We start from the raw sequence: 21085 nt of genomic DNA on the forward strand, positions 1-21085 counted from the left end.
GATTCTATGCGGTCCCTGCTCAAATGATTCGCTCTTCAACCTGAAAAAGGCTTGCTTTTGAACAGAGTATCTACGATGCGTCGGATTGGCGGTGATTTTGGCGTAGGGTGCGGCTCGTTCACAAAGGCAGGTGTATTCGCCCCGGGACATTGCACCAGCACATTTGCAAAGCCCGTTGGTCGATTGACTTAATGCTTGATCTGGCCGTGCAGTCTACGCAAGCCCATCCAGACGACGAACACGATCACCGGCACCATCAACCCGGTGACGAGATCCGTGTTGATCGGGAGTCCCGCTGACTTGGCGGCTTTTGCCGCATAGCCGCACAGGCCGACCATGTAATACGACACCGCCACAACGGAGAGTCCTTCGACCGCTTGCTGCAGGCGTAACTGCTGCGCCGCGCGGGCATTCATCGATTGCAGGATTTTGCGGTTATGCAGTTCTTGCGCAATTCCCACGCGGGTGCTCAGCAACTCATTCGAGTGGGCGATCCGTTCGGCCAGTGCGGTTTGCCGGCGGACCGTGGCAGAGCAGGTACTCATTGCCGGGGACAGCCGGCGCTCCATGAATTCGCGCAACGTCGGCAAGCCATCGATACGGACTTCACGCAATTCCTCGATGCGCGCCTTGACCAGCTGGAAATACGCATGCGACGCCGAGAAGCGGTAGCTGTTGTCGACAGCGAGTTTTTCACTGCGTGCCGCCAGATCTGTAATATTGCGCAACAGCAAACGTTCACCATCATCCGGTTCGCCCGACGCTTCGACCGATCCCGCCTCGGTGACCACGTCGTCGCTATCGACCATCTCTGCCGTTAACCGTGCCAGTTCCGCCTCGATAATGTTGAGTGTGCTGGCCGACGCCTGCGCATGAGGTAGCCCCAGCAGCGCCATCATCCGGTAGGTTTCAATTTCGAGTACGCGCTGCACCAACCGTCCGAGCTGATATTCGCGCAAACCCAGATCGCGCACCACGAAGCGACTGAAGCCGTCGCTCTGGATCAGAAAATCACTCCAGACTTCGGCGTCTTGCAGCACGACGCTGGCTGCCAGCGACAGACCTTCGAAGACGGCACGAATTTCTCGTGCAGCCGGATCGCTGACGGGGCCGGATTTGTCGAGCACGACGTGGGCCGCGACCAGGATTTTTCCGTCCAGACCGTGCAGCCATTGCTGCGGTACGTGCATGAGCGGCATGCGTTCAAACGACTGCGCCAGCGGCGCACTCTCTGCGTGACGCATTGCAAACGTGAAGGTGGCGAATTCGGTATGGCATTCCCATTTGAGGCGGAAGCGGCCGAAGTCATGATAAAAATATTTGGCCTCGGCGGCCGGACCGGCCACGCCGAAACAGCCGCACAGTTCGACCAGTTTGCGCAGATGCCAGTCGGGCGTGGCACCGGTTTCGGCATAGAGCGCGAGGTGCGTCACACTTTCGGGTGCATCAAGTTGCAGGAAGGGCCGGGAATGGGCTTCGGCCGCTAGCGCCATGCGCAGCGGGTGATTCATGACAGGAGAGGTAATCGGCATGGGGCAGACAATAGCAGAGTGGAGCAGGAACGCTGCGCGGCAACAAAATCAAACAGGATAAAACAGGATCAGGAATAAAAAAATGGCACCGACGTTGATCCCCGTCAGTGCCGCGATGGCGACAACTCAGGCAAGGACTTTGCGAATGGCGGCGGCCAATTCTTCGGCGACAAATTTGGCGACATAGGCATCGGCACCAACGCTCTTGACATGGTCTTCATTGGTGGAACCTGACAACGAGGAGTGAATCACCACCGGCAAATCAGCGAAGCGTGGACTCTGCTTGATGTTGCGGGTCAGGGTGAAGCCATCCATTTCCGGCATTTCAAGATCGGTCAGTACCATCGCCACCTTGTCGCGGATGGTCTTGCCTTCTGCTTCGGCCGCGCTGGCCATAGCCTGCAGCTTGTCCCAGGCTTCCTTGCCGGTCTTGGTCATGATGAATGGCGCACCGATTGCATTGAGTCCTGCTTCAATCAGCGAACGGGCCACTTGCGAATCATCGGCAGCCAGAATGACAGCACCCGGCTTGAGCAGCAACTTGGGACCGATGGTCTCGGGATCGACATCCTGGCTGGTGCTCGGCATGATGTGGCGCAGGATTTGTTCGACATCGAGCACCTGGGCTAGCCGGGTAGGTTCGTTCGGTGCTTCCAGTCGTGCAATGCTGGTGATCATGCCGCCGACACCACTGGCCTCTGCCGACAGAACCTGACGCCATTCGAGCCGAACGATTTCTTCTACCGCTTCGACCGCAAAGGCTTGCGTCGAACGCGCATATTCGGTGACCAGCATGATGTTCAGTCCGGTCTTGGGATGGCAGCCAACGAGGGCTGGCAGGTCGATCACGGGAATGATCTGGCCACGCAGATTGACTACGCCCAGCAGGTTCGGGTGCGCACCGGCAACCGCAGTCAGTTCGGGCATTGCGACAATCTCGCGGACCTTGAAGACGTTGATGCCATAGAGCTCGGAGCGATCACCATTGGCATCGCCACCGAGTCGGAACAGCAATAATTCAAACTGATTGGAGCCAGTCAGGTTGGTACGTTCGTTGACTTCTTGCTGGACGGATTTCATAAGTGACCTCGGTGACGAAGGGAGTGAAGTGCTGTTGCGATTATCGGTTGTTATTGAGCAATAGGAGCGACTCGCTGTGCATATTGCGCGCTTCCAAACAACACGTCCCTGGCCTTGTCGTCAGTGAACGGCTTGCGCAGGTCGGCCAGCACGGCGACCCCGCGCTGCACGGCGGGGCGTGCAGCGATGTCATCGAACCAGCGCTGTACTTGCGGAAACTCACTGAGTTCGATGCCCTGGTTCTGCCACGAACGAATCCACGGAAAAGTCGCGATATCGGCGATCGTGTACGCACTGCCTGCCAGCCAGGTGTGTTCGGTCAGGCGGCGATCGAGCACGCCGTACAGGCGACGCGCTTCCTTGGTGTAGCGATCGACCGCGTAGGTGATTTTTTCGGGAGCGTAGATGCGAAAGTGATGGGCTTGCCCGAGCATCGGACCGACACCGCCCATCTGGAACATCAGCCACTGCAGCGTCGTAAATTTTTCGCGATCGGTTGTGCCCAGAAATTGTCCGCTCTTGCCCGCAAGATAAAGCAGGATCGCCCCGGACTCGAACAGTGAAATCGGTTTGCCATCTGGACCATCGGCATCGACGATCGCAGTAATCTTGTTGTTGGGAGAGATTGCCAGGAAGTCCGGCTTGAACTGGTCGCCGGCACCGATGTCGATGTGATGCACCCGGTAGGCCAGTCCGAGTTCTTCGAGCAGGATATGGACTTTATGGCCGTTCGGCGTCGCGGTGGAATAGACATCAATCATGAAAGCTCCGTCACTGGAAAACTGCGTGAAGACTGCGAGCCGTGATTATGCCGTTGTTTGACGCGCCAGTGCAGGCCAATTGGCACGCACCGGCGATCGTTGAGGATGGATTACTCAGGAACGCGTGACAGGCAGTTCCAGGTCTTCGCCGGGCAGGCTCATGTGCTTCGCCAACTCCAGTTTGGCGATGGCATTGCGATGGACTTCATCCGGACCGTCGGCGATGCGCAGCGTGCGGTTGCCGGCCCACATCGACGCCAGTGGGAAATCGTCGCAGACGCCGCCGCCGCCATGTGCCTGAATGGCCCAGTCGAGGACTTGCTGGGCCACGTTCGGTGCGAGCACCTTGATCATCGCGATCTCGGCCTTGGCGTGCTTGTTGCCGACGATATCCATCATCCAGGCCGCCTTCAGCGTCAGCAAGCGCGCACTGTCGATCTGGATGCGCGACTCGGCAATGCGTTCGCGCCAGATGCTTTGTTCGGAAATCTTGCGACCGAATGCCACGCGTTCATTGAGGCGCTTGCACATCAGTTCGAGCGCGCGTTCGGCCACACCGATGGCACGCATGCAATGGTGAATGCGGCCAGGTCCGAGACGACCCTGAGCGATTTCAAAGCCACGGCCTTCACCGAGCAGGATATTCGAGACCGGGACACGCACATTGTCGAAGCGGATTTCGCAATGGCCATGCGGCGCATCGTCATAGCCGAACACGGTCAATGGCCGCACGATGGTGACGCCTTTGGTCGCCACTGGCACCAGAATCATTGATTGCTGCGAATGGCGTGCTGCCTCGGGATCGGTCTTACCCATCAGTATGAATATCTTGCAGCGCGGATCACCGGCACCAGAAATCCACCATTTGTGACCGTTGATGACGTACTCGTCGCCATCGCGTTCGATGCGGGTCTCGATGTTGGTGGCGTCCGATGACGCAACATCCGGTTCGGTCATCGCGAAGGCAGAACGGATTTCACCCCGCAACAGCGGCTCCAGCCATTCGACCTTGTGGGCCTCGACACCGTAGCGTTCGATGGTTTCCATGTTGCCGGTATCGGGTGCGCTGCAATTGAAGACTTCCGGTGCCCAGCTGACCCGGCCCATGATTTCGCACAGCGGTGCGTAGTCGAGGTTGGACAAGCCTTCCGGCGCGCGGTCTGATTTCGGCAGAAACAGGTTCCACAAACCCTGTTCACGGGCCAGTGGCTTGAGTCGCTCCATCAATTCCGTGGCCAGCCAGCGGTTGCCTTTTTCGGACCCGTTGCGATCGATTTCCTGCTTGTAGGCTTTTTCGTTCGGATAAATATGCTGGTTCATGAAGGCCAGTAACTTCGTTTGTAGTGTCCTGCATCGTTCCGAATACGCGAATTCCATCTTGTCTCCTGTTGGCTTGTTATGGATGTTTCTACGGATGAAAACTATTGTTTGCGGGCGTATTCCCAGCCCATCTCGGCCATCGCGCGCGCCGCCTGACCGGCCTTCAATGCCTGGGCGCTGGCGGCGGTGCCATCGACGAAACGCTTCATGATTCCTTGCAGGATGCCCGCCATGCGGAACATGTTGTAGGCCAAATAGAAATTGAAATCTTCAGGACGGATGGTCTTGCCGGTGCGTGCGCAATACGTGGCGATGTACTCCGCTTCAGTCGGGATGCCGAGTGCGGGCAAGTCCAGTCCGCCGATGCCGCGGAATTGGCCCGGCGGAATATGCCAGCTCATGCAGTGATACGAAAAATCGGCCAGCGGATGACCGAGTGTGGATAATTCCCAGTCAAGAATGGCGAGGATGCGTGGCTCGGTCGGATGAAACATCATGTTGTCGAGACGGAAGTCACCGTGCACGATGCTGGTTTCGTCGCCGGGTGGAATATTCTTTGGCAACCACTCCATCAACTGATCCATCGCGACGATTTTTTCGGTTTCGGAGGCCTTGTACTGGCGTGTCCAGCGATCGATCTGACGTCCGAAATAGTTGCCCGGCTTGCCGTATTCGGCCAGTCCGATGGCGGCGTAATCGATGGTGTGCAACTGCGCGATGACGCGGTTCATTTCGTCGTAATGGGCAGCGCGCTCGGCCTTGTCCATGCCGGGCAGCGACTGATCCCACAAGACGCGTCCGTCGACGAACTCCATCAGATAAAAGGCGCGGCCAATAACGGCTTCATCGGTGCACAGCGTGTATTGTTTTGCGGCCGGAAAACCGGCCTTGTTCAGCGCATCCATGACGCGGTATTCGCGATCAATGGCATGCGCCGACGGAAGTAATTTGGCTGCCGGACCCGGCTTGGTCCGCAATACGTAATGCTGGCCGTTGGCATTGATCTTGAAGGTCGGATTCGATTGCCCGCCTTTGAATTGCTCGATCGTGAGTGGTCCCGAAAAACCATCGACATGATGCGACAGATATTCCTGCAAGGCGCCAAGGTCGAATTGCTGGCGTTCGGCGACGGGCATGGTGCCCATGAATTCTTCAAACATCTGGTCTCCTGGGTGTTTGGATTGAGTATTCTACCTGAACGAATCGTACGATCGTACTATTTGATCGGTGCCAGGCGGCGTTCATGATGGCGTGGTTTGGTGATCGTGCGGAGGTCTTTTTTCAAGAAGGCGTTGATGCCGTCCTGTCCGGGTTGCTCAGGGGTCGTATCCGCGTGGTGTTACAGCAGCGCTGGCGCATTGCACGCCAATTCAGGCTGCTCTGGCAAAGCTGCCAGAATGATTTGCCGATCGCCCCGACAACCGCACCGGTTTTGTCGACCGAGTTATAACTCGGCGTCCTTGCCCCAGAGCTGATTCATGTTGAACCGGACTGACGCGGTATCGTTATGCAAGACCTCGCGAATGGCAGTCAATGTACCGGAGGTGTCGCGCTTGATAGGAAACGCAAGCGGGGCGCCACGCGGGCCAAGCAGCGCATGCACGACAGGCATGGTGGAGCCTCCTCCCTTGCTGGTGACAACGCCGACTTCCCCATTGACTAATCTGACGAAGGTACCGCATGGATAAATGCCTAACTCGCGCAAGAACAGGGCGGCCAGATTGGCGTCGACCTTGTGTTTTTCGTTGAGCAAGATGTCGCGCAACGCCGCATTAGGCAGCATTTGCTTGCGATACGTGCGCGGGACGACACGTGCGCAGTAGCGGTCTGCAAGGGCAAGCAGTTTGGCATCGCTCAGTATCGCGTCCCCGCGTGTTGCAGAACTATATCCGCTGCCGTCTTCATTTTCGTGATGCCGCAAGACGCATTCCAGCCAATGTTCATCACTGACGCCGGCTTCGCGCAATAGCCTGACGCTCTCTGCCGGGTGCCGGTAAATAATTTTTCGTTCGTTATCGGTGAGTGGATTCAGGTTGTCTTGCATGGCATCCTGGTCGCGCAGCATACCGAGGTTCATGGTCAGGGCCGCTGCGGTGATCGAAATCATGTCGTCCTCTGATTTGCCGATTTTTTGACCCACGTGGGCTGTCAGGATGGCCGTATCAATGCAATGCCGAACCGCGTAGTTGCACTCATCCTGATTCAATAAAATGGTTGCGATGGCGACATCCGCGTTGACGGTGGTTGCATACCGGATGACTTTTGCGATGTCGGTAATTTTGGTCGGCAGGTCAGTCTCGTTATGCACATTGAACAGCAACCGCTCGAGACGCTTGGCACATTGATTGATGATGCGCAAGACAGAGATAGACTCCACCCTCGGTGTGGACGTGACGTCTTTTGTGTGTGCGTTGCTTGTGTTTCGAGTGACGAACAAGCCGCGTTCGATCAGGCGTTCGATCTGCATCCGACTCTGGACGACCTGACCCTGTTTTAGCAGCAGATGACCTTCCTGGTCCATGACGTCCCACTGCAGCGGTTTGCCGGGGACGATATCTGCAAGGCTGATGCGATGCTGTTCCATGTGCGCTCCGGCATAACACGCATGCCGGTCGATATCGTTCCTCGATGCCGCAACATGGCGTTTTTAACAGTTATCCAAATAGCCAATTTCCTTCGAGCATGATTACATGAAATCACAATAGTTAGCGACTTAATTGAAACTAGTGGTTTTTATGTTGGTAGGGTTCGCGTCAGAGGCAATCCAACTTTCGGGTTTGAAAATCAGAAACAAACCATCCCTGCGGGTTTTTGACGCTAACTTCAGTAGGGCCTTGTCTTTGGTGATCAAGGCAGAGGCTTGCGCATCACGTGCCAGTTCGAGGAATTTTTGATCGTCGCGGTCTTTGCAGACGGGCAGACGCGCCGCATCGCTGTCCTGTGCGCAGTTGGGCAAGCAATGAATCAGCGCATCGAATTCCGCCATGCTGCGTTGCCGGGCAGGTTCATCGAGTTTCAGTTGAGCATAGCCGAGCACGATCAGCCATTCGGTCCTGCAATCGGCGCGGGTAACCGCTTCGACGGTGCCATCCTGAAGCGCTGCCAGCAAGCGATGCCAGCGCGGGTCCCGGAAGACAAACAGGTCGAGGCAGACGTTGGTGTCGATAACGATGCGGTTGGGTATCATTGGACCTGCCTATTATTTTTACGACTGCAACAATTCATGCTCATCGTTCTCTCTCCTGCCAAAACCCTCGACTATGCCACAGCACCTGGAACAGACTTCTCCACCACTGCCGATTTCATTGATCAATCGGCCGCACTGATCGATACCTTGCGAAAATTGTCTCCGGCTGAAGTCGGGACCCTGATGCACATCTCGGATCCGCTAGCGCAACTCAATGCGACGCGCTATCTCAGCTGGACATTGACCGCCACGCCCGCCAATGCCAAGCAGGCGGTGCTCGCTTTTAATGGCGACGTTTATGAAGGGCTCGATGCAGTCTCGCTCAAGCCGGAACAACTTGGTTATTTGCAGGAACATCTGCGGATTTTGTCAGGCCTGTACGGTGCGCTGCGTCCGCTTGACCTGATGCAGCCGTACCGGCTTGAAATGGGCACCCGGCTGGCGACGTCAAAGGGCAAAGACCTGTATGCCTATTGGGGCGACAGTGTCACCGATGCGCTCAATGCACAGCTTGCTTCACAGGACGCGAAGACATTGGTCAACCTCGCCTCGGAAGAATATTTCAAGGTAGTCAGACCGGCACGATTGCTGGCACCCATCATCACGCCGGTGTTTCAGGACTGGAAGGACGGCAGGTACAAGATCATTTCGTTTTACGCCAAGCGGGCGCGCGGACTGATGACACGTTATGCCGCGCAGCATCAGCTTACTGACGCCGATGGCTTGCGCGATTTCAATCTGGGTGGTTATGCGTATGACGCCAATGCATCGGATGCGACGCACTGGATGTTTCGGCGTCGTATCGGGGATTAAAAAAAGACCTCGTTGTGCGCATCCGGTCGGCCAGCAATTGTCCTCGTTGTTCGTGGCGATGGACGGCAACAGCATGCCAGTCACGCCCAGGCATTGATCAAAGGCCCGCCTTGTGCGATCAGGAATTCCTTGAGCATCAGCGCCGCCGGTGCGTGCCGCTTCGAGCGCAGATGCGTCACGTGCCAGTGCCGCACTAGCGGCAAGCCCACGATGTCGAGCAGTGCCAGATGTCCCGCGGCCAGTTCATGGCGCACCGTGCGCAGCGACAAAAAAGTCAGGCCCATGCCAGCCATCACCGCTTGCTTGATGGACTCGTTACTGGGCATTTCCATGACGATCTTTGGCGTGACAGCATGCTCGGCGAACAGGCGCTCCATCGCGTCGCGGGTGCCCGAGCCCACTTCGCGCACCACAAAATCGGCACCGTCGAGGATCGCTAGCGGCGCTTTTCTGCGGCGTGACAGCGGGTGGTTGGGCGCGCTGACGATGCCCAGCGGATTGGTGGCAAACACCGTAGACGAACACACTTTCGTATCCGGGACGTGACCCATGATGAGCAAGTCCAGCTCGTTGCGCTGCATTAGCCGCAGCATGTTTTCACGGTTATGGATTTGCAGCGCGATCTCGATATCCGGGAACTGTTTGCGAAACTGCACCAGCAGCATCGGCACGAAATACTTGGCGGTGCTGACTACGCCAAGATCGATTTTGCCGCGCCGCATGCCGCGCAGATCGGCCACCGATTCGTCGAGCTGACGCAGTTGCGTGACGGCCGCCTGCGCAAATTCCTGCACGTCGCGTCCGGCGGCGGTTAGCCGGATCGACCGACCGTAGGCTTCGACCAGCGAAATCCCCAAGGCTTCTTCGAGTTGCTTGAGCTGCATCGAGACCGCCGGTTGGGTCACATGCAAGGATTCAGCCGCTCTTGATACTGACCCGGTACGGGCGATTTCGAGGAAGGTGTCGAGCTGGCGCAGCGTGTAGTGGCGCATTGGATGTCATCAGTCTTAAGTGATATGAATCTCGGAAATGCTTATTAGACCTTATCGGTCCGGCTTCGTATAGTTTGATCAGGACAGCAACATTCCCTTGCACCGATGATCCACCGGAGAACCGCCATGAGCTTCACTGACACCCGCAGCGACAATCACATCGACAGCAGCGCCGACAACGACGCCATCCAGATCACAGACCAGAAAAAGCGCTATTCCGCCGGCGTGCTGAAGTATGCCCAGATGGGCTACTGGAACAGCGACTACGTGCCCAAGGCCACTGACCTGCTGGCGCTGTTTCGCATCACGCCGCAGGACGGCGTCGACCCGATCGAAGCCGCCGCCGCCGTTGCCGGCGAATCCTCGACGGCGACCTGGACCGTGGTCTGGACCGATCGCCTGACTGCCTGCGACATGTACCGGGCCAAGGCTTACCGGGTCGATCCGGTACCGAATAATCCCGGCCAGTATTTTTGCTACGTCGCGTATGACCTGTCGCTGTTCGAGGAATGCTCGATCACCAATGTCGCCGCATCGATCATCGGCAACGTGTTCAGCTTCAAGCCGCTGAAAGCGGCGCGGCTGGAAGACATGCAGTTCCCGGTCGCCTACGTGAAGACATTCCCCGGCCCACCGACCGGCATCATCGTCGAGCGCGAACGCCTCGACAAGTTTGGCCGGCCGCTGCTGGGCGCGACCACCAAGCCGAAGCTGGGCCTGTCGGGACGCAATTATGGCCGTGTGGTCTACGAAGGACTGAAGGGCGGACTCGATTTCATGAAGGATGATGAGAACATCAATTCGCAACCGTTCATGCACTGGCGCGACCGCTTCCTGTTCGTGATGGATGCGGTCAACAAGGCCTCGGCGGCAACCGGCGAAGTCAAGGGCAGCTATCTCAACGTCACCGCCGGCAACATGGAAGAGATGGTTCGTCGCGCCGAATTCGCCAAGGAGCTTGGTTCGATCGTGATCATGATCGACCTGGTGGTGGGCTGGACCGCGATCCAGTCGATGTCAAACTGGTGCCGGCGCAACGACATGCTGCTGCACATGCATCGTGCCGGCCATGGCACCTATACCCGGCAAAAGAATCACGGCATTTCATTTCGCGTGATTGCCAAATGGCTGCGTCTGACCGGCGTCGATCACCTGCATACCGGCACGGCCGTTGGCAAACTCGAAGGCGATCCGATGACCGTGCAGGGTTATTACAACGTCTGCCGCGATGCGCAGACCGTGGTCGACCTGCCGCGCGGGATTTTCTTTGACCAGGACTGGGGCGCCTTGCGCAAGGTGATGCCGGTGGCGTCCGGCGGAATCCATGCAGGGCAGATGCACCAGTTGCTGCATCTGTTCGGCGACGACGTGATCCTGCAGTTTGGCGGCGGCACCATCGGCCATCCGCAGGGGATACAGGCCGGCGCGGTGGCCAACCGGGTGGCGCTCGAAACAATGGTCCTTGCGCGCAACGAGGGACGCGACATCGAAAACGAGGGTCCGCAAATTTTGCGCGACGCGGCGCGCTGGTGCAGTCCGTTGCAAGCCGCGCTCGATACCTGGGGCGATGTCAGCTTCAACTATGCCTCGACCGATACGTCCGACTTCACGCCGACACCGTCGCTGAGCTGAACACACTGTTGCATTTTCTGACCGATTTCAAGGAGCCATCATGCGCATCACCCAAGGTACGTTTTCATTCCTGCCCGACCTGACCAACGAGCAGATCACCAAACAGATCCAGTACTGCCTCGACAAACGCTGCGCCATCGGTATCGAGACCACCGACGACCCGCATCCCCGCAACACTTACTGGGAAATGTTCGGCATGCCGATGTTCGACCTGCATGACGCGGCCGGCATCCTGGCCGAAGTCGAGGAAGCGCGCCGGACATTTCCGAACCATTACATTCGCGTCATGGCCTTCGATTCGACCCATACGGTGGAATCGGTGGTGATCTCGTTCATCGTCAACCGGCCCAAGGACGAACCGGGTTTCCGGCTGGTGCGGCAGGAAGTCGACGGCCGCAAGATCCGCTACAGCACCGAGAGTTATGCGGTCAATCGCGCGCCCGAAGGCAGTCGCTACTGACACCGTGCATTTCTTTTTCCATCCACCCCGGAGGCAATCATGACGACCGCAACTGCAACCGAACCTGAAAGCAACCCGGTCGCCGCCGCACTGGCCGGTTCCGGCATCGCCGACCTGCTGGGCCGGCTCGATAATGAACTGGTCGGCCTGGCACCTGTGAAGTCGCGCTTGCGCGATATCGCCGCGCTGCTGCTGGTCGACAAGCTGCGCGCCGAACGCGGCCTGTCGACCGGCGCACCCAGCCTGCACATGAGCTTTACCGGCAACCCCGGTACCGGCAAAACCACGGTGGCGCTGCGCATGGCCGACATCCTGCACCGGCTGGGCTACCTGCGCAAAGGCCATCTGGTGGCCGTCACGCGGGATGATCTGGTCGGCCAGTACATCGGCCACACCGCACCCAAGACCCGCGAGATCCTGAAAAAGGCCATGGGTGGCGTGCTCTTCATCGACGAAGCCTATTACCTGTATCGCCCGGAGAACGAACGTGATTACGGCCAGGAAGCGATCGAAATCCTGTTGCAGGTGATGGAAAACAATCGCGATGACCTGGTCGTGATCTTTGCCGGCTACAAGGGACGCATGGACACGTTCTTCAATTCCAATCCGGGCCTGTCGTCGCGGGTCGCGCATCACATCGATTTCCCGGATTACGCGTCCTCCGAGTTGCAGCAGATCGCGCTGCGCATGCTCGACGCGATGGATTACCGCTTCGATCCGCCGGCGCAAGCAGTGTTTGCGGACTACCTCGTACGACGCATGGCCTTGCCGCATTTTGCCAATGCCCGCAGCGTACGCAACGCGCTGGACCGTGCCCGCCTGCGCCATGCATCTCGTCTGCTGGCTGGCGTCGGCAGCATCGACGATGCTGCGCTGATGACAATCATGGCCGATGACTTGCTGGCCAGTCGGGTGTTCGGCAATGGTTTGCCGGTGACAGCGAACACGGTCTGATCGGCAGCGGAAAGATCGGCTGGCACAAAGGTCGCTTGCGTGGAGCCAGCCGGGTTCGATCAGACCTGCATGACCCCCATTACAAAAACGGAGACACCCATGAAAACAGTACCGCGCATGACGCTCACCCAGTTCCTCATCGAGGAGCGCCGCCGCTTTCCTGAATCCGGCGGCGACTTCAACAGCCTGCTGCTCAATGTGGCGCTGGTCTGCAAACGTATCGCCCGCACGGTCGCAGCCGGTGAACTCGGTGCCGCCACCGGCAGCGCATCGGTGATCAATGTGCAGGGCGAGGAGCAGAAAATGCTCGACATCATCAGCAATGATTTCTTCATCGAAGGCAATCACTGGGGCGGCTATCTGGCAGGCATGGTGTCGGAAGAGATGGAACTGCCTTACCAGATTCCGTCGGGCTACCGGCAAGGACGTTACCTGCTGGCGTTCGATCCGCTGGATGGCTCGTCGAACATCGATGTCAATGTCACGGTCGGCAGCATTTTTTCGGTGCTGCGCGCGCCGGCGTCGGACCGGCCGGTGACCGAAGAGGATTTTTACCAGCCGGGTACCGAGCAGGTGGCCGCCGGTTATGCGATTTATGGACCGACCACGATGTTCATGCTGACGGTCGGGCGGGGCGTGCACGGCTTTACACTTTGTCCGCAACTTGGCGAGTTCATGCTCACCCATGGCGACCTGCAGGTGCCGGCCGACACCCATGAATTTGCCATCAACGCTTCCAACAGCCGGTTCTGGGAAGACCCGGTACGGCGCTATGTCGACGAATGCCTGGCCGGAAAAACCGGCGTGCGCGGCAAGGATTTCAACATGCGCTGGATCGCCTCGATGGTGGCGGAAGCGCACCGCATCCTGATGCGCGGCGGGGTCTTCCTGTACCCGCGTGACAGCAAGGACCCGGCCAAGGCCGGTCGGCTGCGCCTGCTTTACGAAGCCAATCCGATCGGCTTCCTGATGGAGCAGGCCGGCGGTGCCGCCAGCACCGGATACCAGTCCGTGATGCAGGTGATGCCCACCGCTATTCATCAGCGCATCGGCCTGATATTTGGCTCGAAAAATGAAGTCGAACTGATCGAGCGCTACCACAACACGCCGCGCCGGGATGACGAACCGAATCCGCTGTTCAAGCAATGCGGGCTGTTTCGCGAACCGGCCTGAGCCCTCGCTGCCCGCCTTGCTATTCCCCACCATCTTTCTCAGACAGGAGCCTCCATCATGTCCGAACATTTTCCGATCATCGCCATCACCGGTTCTTCGGGAGCTGGTACCAGCTCCGTCATGCATACTTTCGAGAATATTTTCCGGCGCGAGAACGTCTGCGCCGCCATCGTCGAAGGCGACAGTTTTCATCGTTACGACCGTGCCGAAATGAAGCTGCGACTGGCCGCCGCCGAACGTGAAGGCAATACCAATTTCAGCCATTTCGGTCCCGGCACAAACCTGTTCGACGAAGTCGAAGAACTATTTCGCAGCTACGGTGAAACCGGCAACGGCTTGCGCCGCAAGTACCTGCACGACCAGGGCGAAGCCGCACCGTACCAGCAGGAACCCGGCACCTTCACGCCGTGGGAAAAACTACCTGAAGATACCGACCTGCTGTTTTACGAAGGACTGCACGGCGCGGTCGTCCATGACAAGGTCAACATCGCGCAGCATCCCGACCTGCTGATCGGCGTGGTGCCGGTGATCAATCTGGAATGGATACAGAAGCTGTGGCGCGACAAGTCCAAGCGCGGCTATTCCAGCGAAGCCGTGACCGATACCATCCTGCGCCGCATGCCCGATTACGTGAATTACATCTGCCCGCAGTTCACCCACACGCATGTCAATTTCCAGCGCGTGCCGTGTGTCGATACCTCCAATCCGTTCATTGCCCGCGATATTCCGGCACCGGATGAAAGCTTTGTCGTGATCCGCTTTGCCAATCCGAAGGGCATCGATTTTCAATACTTGCTGAACATGATCAATGACTCGTTCATGTCGCGCGCCAATACGATCGTGGTCCCGGGCGGCAAGATGGAACTGGCGATGCAGCTGATTTTTACGCCGTTCATCTGGCGCATGATGGAACGCAAAAAACGCGCGACGCAAGCCAGCCGGGAGGGCAACTGATGAACGCGCCCGTGAGTATTTCCCTGACACCTGCCGACGCGATCCGCTTCCTTGCCGCTGACGCGGTCGAGCTGGCGCAATCGGGCCATCCGGGTGCACCGCTGGGCATGGCCGATATGGCCGAGGTCCTGTGGCGCAAGCACCTGCGGCACAATCCGGCTGATCCGGACTGGCTCGATCGCGACCGCTTCGTGCTGTCAAACGGCCATGGCTCGATGCTGCTGTATGCGCTGCTGCACCTGACCGGCTACGATTTGCCGATGGCGCAGCTCAGGCAATTTCGCCAGTTGCATGCAAAGACGCCGGGGCATCCCGAAGTCGATCTCACGCCGGGCGTCGAAACTACCACCGGTCCGCTCGGCCAGGGCCTGGCCAATGCGATCGGCATGGCGCTCGCCGAAAAAATGCTGGCCGCCGAATTCAACCGACCCGGCCATGCCATCGTCAATCATCACACCTACGTTTTCATGGGCGACGGCTGCCTGATGGAAGGCATCAGTCATGAAGCCTGTTCGCTGGCCGGCACGCTGGGGCTGGGCAAGCTGATCGGATTCTATGACGACAACCGGATCTCGATCGATGGCGACGTCGCCGGTTGGTTCACCGATGACACGCCGTTGCGCTTCGAGGCCTATCACTGGAACGTGATCCGCGCTGTCGACGGCCACGATCCGCTGGCCATCGATGCCGCGATTCGTAGCGCCAAAGCGCAGGACCGGCCGACCCTGATTTGCTGCAAGACCACAATCGGCCAGGGCGCACCGACCAAGGCCGGCGGACATGATGTGCACGGTGCGCCGCTGGGCAAGGTCGAGATCGCCGCGATGCGTGCCGCCAAAGGCTGGCAGGCGGCACCGTTCGAATTGCCGCACGAGATCGCCGCTGCGTGGGATGGTCGCGCCGCCGGTGCCGCCCGCCAGCAGGAATGGCAGCAGCGCTTCGATCTCTATCGCGCCCAGTTTCCGCAACTGGCGGACGAGCTGTCGCGGCGTGTCGATGGCAAGTTGCCGCCGGCGTTGTCGGTCGCGTTTGCCGGCCTGATCGCCAATGACGGCGCGTTGCATACGAAAATTGCCACCCGCAAGGCGTCGCAAATCGTGCTCGAGGCGATCAGCGCGAGCCTGCCGGAATTCTTTGGCGGTTCGGCTGACCTGACCGGCTCGAACCTGACCAATGTGAAGGCCTCGGTCTGGGTCAATCATCACGGCGCGGGCAATTATCTGAGTTACGGCGTGCGCGAATTCGCGATGGCCGCGATGATGAACGGCATGGCGCTGCATGGCGGATTCATTCCGTACGGCGGTACCTTCATGACCTTTTCGGACTATTCGCGCAATGCGATCCGGATGGCGGCGCTGATGCGGCGGCGCGTGATCCATGTGCTCACGCATGACTCGATTGGCCTCGGCGAGGATGGGCCGACCCATCAGCCGATCGAGCACGCCGCCAGCCTGCGACTGATTCCGAACAACTGGCTGTGGCGGCCCTGCGATGGCGTCGAAACAGCCTATGCCTGGCAAGCCGCCTTGCAGCGCATCGATGGTCCGACCTGCCTGATTCTGTCGCGCCAGGCGCTGGTGCCATACCAGCGCAGTGTCTTGCAGCAAGCGCAGATCGCGCGCGGCGGTTACGTGCTGGAAGAGGTCGTTGCGCCCCAAGTCGTGCTCATAGCCACCGGCTCCGAGGTCGGCATCGCTTCGGCTGCAGCCAGCTTGCTGGCCCTGCGCGGTGTGCGGGCGCGGGTGGTGTCGATGCCGTGTGTCGAACTGTTTTATACGCAGGAGCGGACCTATCGCGACAGCGTGCTGCCACCCGGCATTCCACGCGCCAGCATCGAAGCCGGTGTCACCTGGTTCTGGCGCGCCGTGGTGGGCGACAGCGGGGCGGCGCTCGGCATCGACCGCTTCGGCGAGTCGGCACCGGCAGACCAGCTTTACACCTATTTCGGACTGACGCCAGAGGCCCTGGCGGATGCGGCGACAGCGTTGCTGACGGACTGAACCATAGACCACACTAAGGAGACTTTCATGGCACTTATCTCATTACGGCAGTTGCTCGACCATGCTGCGCAATATCAGTACGGCGTTCCGGCATTCAATGTCAATAATCTCGAACAGATCCAGGCCATCATGCAGGCCGCCGATCAGACCGACAGCCCGGTGATCCTGCAAGCCTCGGCCGGCGCGCGCAACTATGCCGGCGAGGTATTCCTGCGCAAACTGGTCGAGGGCGCGATCGAAAGCTATCCGCATATTCCCGTCTGCATGCATCAGGATCATGGTGCCAGTGCTGCCGTGTGCCAGGCAGCGATGCGCTCGGGATTTTCCAGCGTGATGATGGATGGCTCGCTGCTGGCCGACATGAAGACGCCTTCTTCCTATGAATACAACGTCGATGTCACCCGCAACGTGGTGGCGATGGCGCACTGCATCGGCGTGTCGGTCGAAGGCGAGCTGGGATGTCTGGGCTCGCTCGAATCCGGCCAGGCCGGTGAAGAAGATGGCTCGGGTGCGACCGGCATCCTGTCACACGAGCAGTTGCTGACCGACCCCGAGCAGGCCGCCGATTTTGTCGCCCGGACCGGCGTCGATGCGCTCGCCATTGCCATCGGCACGAGTCACGGAGCCTATAAATTCAACCGCAAACCGACCGGCGACATCCTCGCGGTCGACCGGATACGCGCCATCCATCGCCGTATCCCGGAGACCCATCTGGTGATGCACGGTTCGTCGTCGGTGCCGCAGGAATGGCTGGACATCATCCGCAGCCATGGTGGCGTCATCCGTGAAACCTATGGCGTGCCGGTCGAAGAAATCCTTATCGGCATCAGGAACGGTGTACGCAAGATCAATATCGACACCGATATCCGGTTGTCCATGACCGGTGCCATGCGCCGCACAATGGCCGAGCATCCGGAAGAATTTGATCCGCGCAAGTTCTTCAAGGAGGCGATGACTGCGGCGAAAATGCTGTGTGTGGAGCGTTTCGAGGCCTTCGGCTGCAGCGGCAAGGCGGCGAAAATCAAGGTGATCGGGATGGCGCAGATGGTCCAGCGGTATCAGCTTGCGTAATTGCCGAGAACCGACTGGCAAAAAAAAAAGCCGTTCAGTGCTTCACTGAACGGCGCTACTTTGGTACGAGATCTTTCTTGATTCAACTCACCAGATTTTCCACCACGGTCCGCTCACCTTTGGGCCGCCACGGTAGTAAATGCTGTTCGGGAAATTCTCGTTCAGAACCCGATTTGAATCGTCACGTAGTGCAGGAATGCCGAGCGCGTCGTAGCTGCGTGTCATCACATACAAAGCTTCTTCGGTGGCGGGAGCCATCGGATATTCCTTGACGGCGAACTGTGCTCGGTTGACTGCTGCCACATACGCGCCGCGTCGATAATAGTAGTTCGCTACATGGACTTCATGCTGTGCAATGGCATTGACCAGATACTTCATGCGCAAGCGCGCGTCGGGCGCGTAGGCACTGTCCGGGAAGCGTTCGACCAGTTGCTTGAACGACTCGAAGGCTTCGCGCGTGGCTTTCGGATCGCGCTCGGTGGCATCCTGGCGCGAGATGAAATCGAACAGGCCGAGCTTGTCATTGAAATTGATCAGGCCGCGCAGGTAATACATGTAGTCGACGTTCGGATGATTCGGGTGCAGCCGGATGAAGCGTTCGACGGCTGCCAATGCCTGTGCCTGGTCGCTCTGGCGATAGTAGGCGTAGGCCACTTCCATTTGAGCCTGCTGGGCGTAGGTGCCGAATGGATAGCGTGATTCGAGTCGTTCGTAATGTTTGATTCCGGTTTCGTAATTGCCGCTTGATATTTCGTCGCGTGCCTCCGCGTATAATTTGCTCGCTGACCAGTTTTTGGTTTCGTCGATTTTCTCTGGCAACAGGCCACATGCCGAGATCGTGAACACCAGCGCCAATGCGGCGCATTTCAATAATTTGTTTTGCATAGTCTTTGCAAGAATCGCTTCGTGAATTATGTCGTGAATTAGTGCGTGAATCAGTGCGTGAATGAGTGCTTGAATTGCTATGTGAATTTGTTTGTAAATTTTTAGTATTAATCAATAGGCTGATTATAGCCGATGGGACTTGCCGTGAGATTAACGCCACCGTTGGATGATGCGGAAAACCTGCCCGACCTCGAGATCGACGAGCAGGAAGAATATACCGGCGGCTTGCCTGACATGCCGCCTATCGAACTGGACCTGACCCCCGGCGACTGCGGCGACCGGTTGGACAAAGTGGTCGCCCGTCTGGTTCCGCAGTTTTCGCGCAGCCGCATGCAGCAATGGATTGACGATGGGTTCGTCACCGTTGACGGCAAGGTCGGAAAAACGCGAATGACTGTGTACGGTGACGAACATATCATCGTTTTGCCGCAAGCTGCTCCTGAAGATACGGCCTTCACGCCCGAAGAGATGGCGCTCAATATCGTCTATGAAGACGAAGCGATCATCGTCGTCAACAAACCGGCCGGACTGGTCGTGCATCCGGGTTCCGGCAACTGGTCAGGTACCTTGCTCAATGGGTTGCTGCATTACTGGCCAGCGCTGATCGGCGTGCCGCGTGCCGGCATCGTGCATCGACTTGATAAGGATACGAGTGGCCTGATGGTGGTCGCCAAGACGCTCGAAGTGCACACGGATCTGGTACGTCAACTGGCGGCACGCACCGTCAAGCGCGAATACTTTGCGCTGGTCTGGGGTACCCCGAATCTGAGCGGAACGATCGATGCGTCGATGGGGCGTCACCCGCGCGACCGGATCCGGATGGCCGTGCTCGAGAGCATGTCTGCCAAGCCGGCCATCACGCACTTTGAACGGATTGAATCGGGCCTGCTGGATCGTCGTCCGGTCAGCCTGATGCGCTGCCGTCTTGAAACCGGCCGCACCCACCAGATTCGGGTGCACATGCAATCAATCGGCTTCGCACTGGTCGGAGACACGCTTTACGGCAAGCAGCATCTGGCACCGGCTTTCCATCGCCAGGCATTGCAGGCACGTCGTCTTGGTCTGGTGCATCCGGTCACCGGCGAGGACATCGAATGGCGCGTACCGCTGGCCGATGATTTCGCTGAACTGATCGCCTCGGCCGGGATTCCCGAGCCGGACATGATGGACGACTCGTATCAGGAGTTCGTCGAGGAATGAGGGGGTGACGATCCTGACTCCCGACTGGCCGGCATTGCCACGTCAAGTGCGGGCCATCAGTACGACGCGGGTTGGCGGGATCAGCCTGCCGCCGTTCGATGATGGACGGTCGGGTGGCGGCTTCAATCTGGGCTTGCATGTCGGTGATGATCCTGCTGCGGTCCGACATCACCGCGAGCGCTTGCGCGGGATGCTGCCGGCAGAGCCAGCCTGGCTCACGCAGGTCCATGGCAATATCGTGCTCGATGCCGCCAAGGTGGAGGGAGCGCCGCAAGCCGACGCCAGCATCACCGATCAGGCCGGGGTGGTCTGCGCGATTCTGACGGCGGATTGTTTGCCGGTGCTGTTATGCGATGTGTCCGGTTCCGTTGTCGGTGCAGCGCATGCGGGCTGGCGCGGACTGGCTGGTGGCGTGCTACAAAATAGCGTCACTGCGATGCGAAAAAAAGGAGCCGGCGAAGTGCTCGCCTGGCTTGGTCCGGCAATCGGTCCGCAACAATTTGAGGTGGGGTGTGACGTGGTGGATGCCTTCGTTGAAAGCAACCCGTTGGCCGCAGCGGCTTTTACGGCGCGGCCTCAACACAAGGGAAAATATCTGGCCGATTTATACCAGCTTGCGCGATGGGTGCTGGCCGGGCAGGGCGTCTTGCAGGTGGCAGGTGGAACGCATTGCACGGTCACTGAACACGACAAGTTTTATTCTTTCCGGCGCAGCGGGCAGACTGGAAGAATGGCGTCGCTGATCTGGCTGGCTTGATCGCAGTGCGTCACAGTTTGGGAGAATCGGTTTTCGCTGTCGCGCTCTCGCCCTCGGCACCGCTCTCGTTTTCAGCTTCGGCAAGACGCCTGGCTTTTTCTGCAGCTTGCCGCTTTCTCTTGCGTAATGGCGACCCCATCACGTATAAAATGACCGTTAACGGAAAGGCGCAGTAAAAGAAAAAAGTCATCACCCCGGCAACGAATGAAATTTCCGTTATCGCCATGAGCAAGACAACGTACACCCAGGCGATGGCTACCAGATACAAATACATGTTGATTCCGTTCGACTCCGATAAACCGCAACGATACCTG

At 58.6% G+C, this 21085-nt stretch carries 21 protein-coding genes; 11 read left to right on the forward strand and 10 right to left on the reverse strand.

The window, feature by feature from the left end; translation table 11 throughout:
* Positions 1 to 188 precede the first annotated feature (188 nt).
* From QN370_RS16240 to QN370_RS16260, 5 genes are all read right to left on the reverse strand, one after another.
* Positions 189 to 1532 carry a DUF3422 domain-containing protein gene (locus QN370_RS16240; protein WP_322127642.1) on the reverse strand — a complete coding sequence of 448 codons (1344 nt, stop codon included), beginning with the start codon at positions 1530 to 1532 and terminating at the stop codon, positions 189 to 191.
* A 126-nt stretch (positions 1533 to 1658) separates the two neighbouring features.
* Positions 1659 to 2612: a chemotaxis protein gene (locus QN370_RS16245; protein WP_322127641.1), complete on the reverse strand. Its 954-nt coding sequence runs from the start codon at positions 2610 to 2612 to the stop codon at positions 1659 to 1661.
* 50 nt (positions 2613 to 2662) lie between these two features.
* Positions 2663 to 3373, reverse strand: a complete 711-nt coding sequence (locus QN370_RS16250; protein ID WP_322127640.1) for a glutathione binding-like protein — start codon at positions 3371 to 3373, stop codon at positions 2663 to 2665.
* Positions 3374 to 3487: 114 nt separating this feature from the next.
* Entirely contained in the window at positions 3488 to 4750 is a 1263-nt protein-coding gene (locus tag QN370_RS16255) for an acyl-CoA dehydrogenase family protein (protein ID WP_322127639.1), read from the reverse strand.
* A 44-nt stretch (positions 4751 to 4794) separates the two neighbouring features.
* Positions 4795 to 5853, reverse strand: coding sequence for a phosphotransferase (locus QN370_RS16260; protein WP_322127638.1), 1059 nt, complete (start codon positions 5851 to 5853; stop codon positions 4795 to 4797).
* An 83-nt stretch (positions 5854 to 5936) separates the two neighbouring features.
* On the opposite strand from QN370_RS16260, the gene QN370_RS16265 reads away from it, so the two are divergent.
* Entirely contained in the window at positions 5937 to 6143 is a 207-nt protein-coding gene (locus tag QN370_RS16265; RefSeq protein WP_322127637.1) for a hypothetical protein, read from the forward strand.
* On the opposite strand, the gene QN370_RS16270 is transcribed toward QN370_RS16265, so the two are convergent.
* Together QN370_RS16270 and QN370_RS16275 are read right to left on the reverse strand one after the other, a co-directional pair.
* A complete protein-coding gene (locus tag QN370_RS16270) occupies positions 6138 to 7277 on the reverse strand; it encodes an HD-GYP domain-containing protein (protein WP_322127636.1) in 1140 nt (379 codons plus the stop codon). The two genes, QN370_RS16265 and QN370_RS16270, sit on opposite strands and share 6 nt — an antisense overlap.
* A gap of 129 nt (positions 7278 to 7406) precedes the next feature.
* The gene (locus QN370_RS16275; protein WP_322127635.1) at positions 7407 to 7880 is read right to left on the reverse strand and encodes a putative toxin-antitoxin system toxin component, PIN family; all 474 of its coding nucleotides are present in this window, start codon (positions 7878 to 7880) and stop codon (positions 7407 to 7409) included.
* A 36-nt stretch (positions 7881 to 7916) separates the two neighbouring features.
* On the opposite strand from QN370_RS16275, the gene yaaA reads away from it, so the two are divergent.
* Complete coding sequence (gene yaaA / locus QN370_RS16280) at positions 7917 to 8693, forward strand: peroxide stress protein YaaA (RefSeq protein ID WP_322127634.1); 777 nt, start codon at positions 7917 to 7919, stop codon at positions 8691 to 8693.
* A gap of 80 nt (positions 8694 to 8773) precedes the next feature.
* On the opposite strand, the gene QN370_RS16285 is transcribed toward yaaA, so the two are convergent.
* Positions 8774 to 9685: a LysR family transcriptional regulator gene (locus tag QN370_RS16285; RefSeq protein WP_322127633.1), complete on the reverse strand. Its 912-nt coding sequence runs from the start codon at positions 9683 to 9685 to the stop codon at positions 8774 to 8776.
* Positions 9686 to 9811: 126 nt separating this feature from the next.
* Between QN370_RS16285 and QN370_RS16290 the strand changes: the two genes are divergently transcribed.
* From QN370_RS16290 to fba, 7 genes are all read left to right on the forward strand, one after another.
* Complete coding sequence (locus QN370_RS16290) at positions 9812 to 11317, forward strand: form I ribulose bisphosphate carboxylase large subunit (RefSeq protein WP_322127632.1); 1506 nt, start codon at positions 9812 to 9814, stop codon at positions 11315 to 11317.
* A gap of 40 nt (positions 11318 to 11357) precedes the next feature.
* A complete protein-coding gene (locus tag QN370_RS16295; RefSeq protein WP_322127631.1) occupies positions 11358 to 11777 on the forward strand; it encodes a ribulose bisphosphate carboxylase small subunit in 420 nt (139 codons plus the stop codon).
* Positions 11778 to 11816: 39 nt separating this feature from the next.
* Positions 11817 to 12731 (forward strand): CbbX protein, encoded by a 915-nt coding sequence (cbbX, locus tag QN370_RS16300; RefSeq protein ID WP_322127630.1) that lies wholly within the window; start codon positions 11817 to 11819, stop codon positions 12729 to 12731.
* A 99-nt stretch (positions 12732 to 12830) separates the two neighbouring features.
* Positions 12831 to 13904 (forward strand): class 1 fructose-bisphosphatase, encoded by a 1074-nt coding sequence (locus QN370_RS16305; RefSeq protein WP_322127629.1) that lies wholly within the window; start codon positions 12831 to 12833, stop codon positions 13902 to 13904.
* A 57-nt stretch (positions 13905 to 13961) separates the two neighbouring features.
* The gene (locus QN370_RS16310) at positions 13962 to 14858 is read left to right on the forward strand and encodes a phosphoribulokinase (RefSeq protein WP_322127628.1); all 897 of its coding nucleotides are present in this window, start codon (positions 13962 to 13964) and stop codon (positions 14856 to 14858) included.
* The gene (gene tkt / locus QN370_RS16315) at positions 14858 to 16858 is read left to right on the forward strand and encodes a transketolase (protein WP_322127627.1); all 2001 of its coding nucleotides are present in this window, start codon (positions 14858 to 14860) and stop codon (positions 16856 to 16858) included. Before QN370_RS16310 ends, tkt begins: the two co-directional genes overlap by 1 nt.
* A 27-nt stretch (positions 16859 to 16885) precedes the next feature.
* Complete coding sequence (gene fba / locus QN370_RS16320) at positions 16886 to 17929, forward strand: class II fructose-bisphosphate aldolase (protein ID WP_322127626.1); 1044 nt, start codon at positions 16886 to 16888, stop codon at positions 17927 to 17929.
* An 87-nt stretch (positions 17930 to 18016) separates the two neighbouring features.
* Here the strand turns inward: fba and QN370_RS16325 are convergent, their stop codons facing one another.
* Positions 18017 to 18814, reverse strand: a complete 798-nt coding sequence (locus QN370_RS16325) for an outer membrane protein assembly factor BamD (RefSeq protein WP_322127625.1) — start codon at positions 18812 to 18814, stop codon at positions 18017 to 18019.
* Between the two features lie 132 nt (positions 18815 to 18946).
* On the opposite strand from QN370_RS16325, the gene QN370_RS16330 reads away from it, so the two are divergent.
* Positions 18947 to 20014, forward strand: a complete 1068-nt coding sequence (locus QN370_RS16330) for an RluA family pseudouridine synthase (protein WP_416172140.1) — start codon at positions 18947 to 18949, stop codon at positions 20012 to 20014.
* A 4-nt stretch (positions 20015 to 20018) separates the two neighbouring features.
* Positions 20019 to 20771: a peptidoglycan editing factor PgeF gene (gene pgeF / locus QN370_RS16335; RefSeq protein ID WP_323581750.1), complete on the forward strand. Its 753-nt coding sequence runs from the start codon at positions 20019 to 20021 to the stop codon at positions 20769 to 20771.
* Between the two features lie 10 nt (positions 20772 to 20781).
* Here pgeF and QN370_RS16340 read toward each other — a convergent pair whose 3' ends face one another.
* Positions 20782 to 21045, reverse strand: a complete 264-nt coding sequence (locus tag QN370_RS16340) for a hypothetical protein (protein WP_322127623.1) — start codon at positions 21043 to 21045, stop codon at positions 20782 to 20784.
* Between the last annotated feature and the right edge of the window lie 40 nt (positions 21046 to 21085).

Source organism: Actimicrobium sp. CCI2.3 (genome assembly GCF_035019065.1).
In the GTDB taxonomy this organism is placed as follows: domain Bacteria; phylum Pseudomonadota; class Gammaproteobacteria; order Burkholderiales; family Burkholderiaceae_D; genus Actimicrobium.